Origin of the sequence: Salinispora sp. H7-4, assembly GCF_013416675.1 — a bacterium.
GTDB lineage: Bacteria > Actinomycetota > Actinomycetes > Mycobacteriales > Micromonosporaceae > Micromonospora > Micromonospora vitiensis.
Genome location: NZ_JABZED010000043.1, coordinates 1 through 4,405, shown reverse-complemented (window position 1 = coordinate 4,405; position 4,405 = coordinate 1). Strand labels below are relative to the sequence as shown.

Sequence of the window (4,405 nt, the reverse complement as noted above, 5' to 3'; positions counted from 1 at the left end):
ATTGGGGTGTGGTGTGTGGGGGTGGGCGTCGGGTGGATTTGCCGACGTATGCCTTCCAACATCAGCACTATTGGATCGATGCTCCGGCTGATCCTGGTGATGTCACCGCGATGGGTCTGGACTCCGCCGACCACCCGCTGCTCGGCGCGGTGGTGGATGTGCCCGGCGCCGGCGGTGTGGTGCTCACCGGCCGGATCTCCCGCACGGCCCAGCCGTGGCTGGCCGACCACGCGGTGTTCGACACCGTCCTCGTCCCCGGCACCGGGCTGGTCGAGCTCGCCCTCCACGCCGGAGACCAGGTCGGCTGTCCGGTCCTGGATGAACTGACCATCGGCGCACCGCTGGTGCTGCCCGCCGAGGGCGGCCTGGCGCTGCGCGTCACGGTCGCCGCCGCCGACGACAGCGGCGCCCGTACCCTCGGCATCTGGACCCGGCCCGACGACGCAGCCGACGGCGCCGGCTGGACCCGGCACGCCGAAGGGATCCTGGCCCTCCGGGCCGGAGCCGCCCCGGCCGCCGCCGACCTGTCCGAGTGGCCACCCCCCGGCGCCGAGCCGGTCGACCTCACCGGCCTCTACGACCGGCTACGTGACCACGGATACGGCTACGGGCCGGCGTTCCAGGGACTGCGCGCGGTGTGGCGGCGCGGCAACGGCGACACCGCCGAGGTCTGGGCCGAGGCGGCGCTTCCCGAGGTGGCCGCCGCAGACGCGCCCCGGTTCCTGCTGCACCCGGCGCTGCTCGACGCGGCGCTGCACGCCAACCTCGTAGCCGAAGGCGCAGGCGACACGCCGTTGCCGTTCTCCTGGCGCGGCGTGACCCTGCACGCGGCGCACGCCGCCACCCTGCGGATCCGGATCTCCCCGGCCACCGCCGACAAGCTGGCCGTCACCGTCGCCGACGGTAACGGCAATCCCGTCGCCACCATCGACCAGATGGTGGTCCGACCGGTGGCCGCCGACGTGCTCGGCACCGCCGTCCGCCGCCATCAGCGCAACCTGTTCGAGGTGGCCTGGCGGCCCGTCCCCACCCCGGACGTCGTCGCCGACGACTGGATCTCCATCGACGCCGAGGCGGAACTGCCCGACCCGGTACCCGGCACCGTCGTGGTCACCCTCGATTCGTCCAGTACGCCGCCGGCCGCCGTACACGGGGCCGCCGAACGACTGCTGGCGCTGTTGCGCCGATGGCTCACCGAGCCGGGGTGCGCCGCGGCGAAGCTGGTGCTGCTCACCCGCGGCGCGGTCGGTACCGGCGACACCCCGGTCGACCCCGTCCGGGCGGCTCTGTGGGGGCTGGTCCGAGCCGCCGAGGCCGAGCACCCCGGCCGGTTTGTCCTGGTCGACACGGACGGCACCGGCACCGACCACCTCGCGGCGGTGCTGGCCACCGGCGAACCGGAAGTGGCCGTCCGAGACGGTCAACTGCTGGTGCCCCGACTGAGCCGGGTGCCCGCCGAGGCATCCGGCGACGGCACCCCGTGGCCCGCCGACGGCACCGTCCTGATCACCGGCGGGCTCGGCGGGCTGGGCAGCCTCATCGCCCGGCACCTGGTAACCCGGCACGGCGTCCGCCGGCTGCTGCTGACCAGCCGCAGCGGCGCCAGCGCACCCGGCGCGGCGGACCTGGTCGCGGGCCTCACCGCCGCCGGCGCCGAGGTGACGGTCGCCGCCTGCGACGTCGCCGACCGGGACGCGCTCGCCGCGCTGCTCGCCGACCTTCCCGCCGCCCACCCGCTCACCGCTGTCGTGCACGCCGCCGGTACCGCCGAGAACGCGCTGGTTGACACCCTCACCCCCGAACAACTGCACCGGGTGCTACGGCCCAAGGTGGACGCCGCCTGGCACCTGCACGACCTCACCCGCGACCTCGACCTGGCCGCGTTCGTGCTGGTCTCCTCCTCGGCCGGCTGGGTGGCCGGCGCCGGCCAGGGCAACTACGCCGCCGCCAACCTCTTCCTCGATGCGCTCGCCCAGCACCGCCGCGCGAACGGGCTGCCGGCCACCTCGCTGGCCTTCGGCCTCTGGGCCGCCAGCACCGGAATGGGTGGTCAGCTCGACGAGGCCGGCCTGCACCGGATGCGCCGGCTCGGCATGCCCGCCATGACCACTGACGAGGGGCTGGGCCTCTTCGATGCGGCCGTCGCCGCCGACCGGGCCACCGTCGTACCGGTGCGGGTCGACCTGGACGCCCTGCGGCGGCGGACCGACACGCTGCCCGCCGTCCTGCGCGGCCTGGTCCGCAGCCCGGCCCGGCCCGTGGCCACCGGCGAACCGACGGCCGCCGACCGGGGATTGGCGCAACAACTCGCCGGTCTCTCCGACGCTGACCGGGACACCCTGCTGCTGGACCTGGTTCGTACGCACGCCGCCGCTGTGCTCGGCTTCCCGGGCCCGGCGTCGGTGGAACCCGGTCGTGCCTTCAAGGACCTCGGCTTCGACTCCCTCGCCGCCGTCGAGTTCCGCAACGTGCTCAGTACCGTCACCGGTCTGCGGCTGCCCGCCACGCTCGTCTTCGACCACCCCGAACCCGCCGCCCTCGCCCGGGCGTTGAAGGCCGAACTGGTGGTGCCCGATGCCGACCCGGCCGACGCCGTCCTCGCCGACCTTGACCGTCTGGAAAAGACCCTGACCGGCGTACCCGCCGACGAGTACGGCCGGGTCACCGCACGGCTGGAGGCGGTGCTACGCGGCTGGCAGGACCGGAGCGGCAACCCCGACAACACCCGGCACGACTACGAGTCCGCCACCGACGAGGAACTGTTCGACGTCCTGGAGAACGAGCTCGGCATCTCCTGACAGCAGTCCGACTCCGAGGACCCCTCCGGCGCCGGAAGATTGGTGTGAAACGATGGCGAACGACGACAAGCTCCGGACCTTCCTCAAGCGCGCCACGGCTGAACTGCAACAGGCCAACCGGCGACTGCGTGAGGTGGAGGTCCGGGACCAGGAGCCGATCGCGATCGTCGGTATGGGCTGCCGCTACCCCGGGGGTGTCCGGTCGCCGGAGGACCTCTGGCAGCTCGTCCTCGACGGCACCGACGCCATCTCCGACTTTCCCACCGACCGGGGCTGGGACGTCTACGGCGTCTACGACCCGGAACCCGGCAAGCCCGGCAAGAGCTACACCCGGCACGGCGGCTTCCTCTACGACGCCGCCAACTTCGACCCGGGCTTCTTCGGGATGAGCCCCCGGGAGGCGGTGGAGACGGACCCACAGCAGCGGCTGGTGTTGGAAGCATCCTGGGAGGCGTTCGAGCACGGTGGCATCGACCCGGTCGGCTTGAAGGGCAGCGCCACCGGTGTCTTCGTCGGCATGATGCACCACGACTACGTCGACAGCACCACCTCCGGCAGCCTCGTCTCCGGCCGGGTCGCCTACACCCTGGGCCTGGAGGGGCCCGCCATCACCGTGGACACCGCCTGCTCGTCGTCGTCGGTCGCGGTGCACCTGGCCTGCCAGTCGCTGCGCAAGGAGGAGTGCGGCCTGGCGCTGGCTGGTGGCGTGGCGGTGATGGCCACTCCGCAGCTCTTCGTGGAGTTCAGCCGACAGCGCGCGCTGTCCCCGGACGGCCGGTGTCGGTCCTTCGGCGACGCCGCCGACGGCGCGGCCTGGTCCGAGGGTGTCGGCGTGCTGGTGTTGGAGCGGTTGTCGGATGCTCGTCGTAATGGTCATCGGGTGTTGGGGGTGGTGCGGGGTTCGGCGGTGAATCAGGATGGTGCGTCGAATGGGTTGACGGCTCCGAATGGGCCGGCGCAGCAGCGGGTGATTCGTGCCGCGTTGGCGAACGCGCGGCTTGCTACCTCTGATGTGGATGTGGTGGAGGCGCATGGTACGGGTACGGCGTTGGGTGATCCGATCGAGGCGCAGGCGATCCTGGCGACGTATGGGGGTGACCGGGATCGGCCGCTGTGGCTGGGCTCGGTGAAGTCGAACATTGGGCATGCCCAGGCAGCGGCGGGTGTGGCTGGTGTGATCAAGATGGTGATGGCGATGCGGCATGGGGTGCTGCCGCGCACCCTGCACGTCGGGACGCCGTCGCGGCAGGTCGATTGGTCGGCCGGTGAGGTCCGGCTGCTTACCGAGTCGGTCGAGTGGCCGGCGGTGGACCGGCCGCGGCGGGCTGGGGTGTCGTCGTTCGGCATCAGCGGCACCAACGTGCACCTCATCATCGAGCAGGCAGCACCCGTCGAGGAGCCGGAGCCGGGACCGACCCCACCGGTCACCCTCTGGCCGGTGTCGGGACGCTCGCCTGAAGGGCTCGCCCGGCAGGCGGGTCGCATCGCGGCGTTCTCCGCCGACACCGAGGAGCGTGCGGTGGATGTGGGGTTTTCGTTGGGTGTGGGTCGGGCGGGTTTGGAGTATCGGGGTGTGGTGGTGGGTGGGGAGGTGGGTGATGGTGTTG

2 protein-coding genes are annotated in these 4,405 nt (G+C 72.4%); both read left to right on the top strand.

From position 1 onward, the window contains the following. The coding region (locus H0524_RS17125; protein WP_255436024.1) for a type I polyketide synthase at positions 1-2,798 on the top strand (2,798 nt) is incomplete at its 5' end. Between the two features lie 52 nt (positions 2,799-2,850). Beyond that, the coding region (locus tag H0524_RS17120; RefSeq protein ID WP_180199546.1) for a type I polyketide synthase at positions 2,851-4,405 on the top strand (1,555 nt) is incomplete at its 3' end.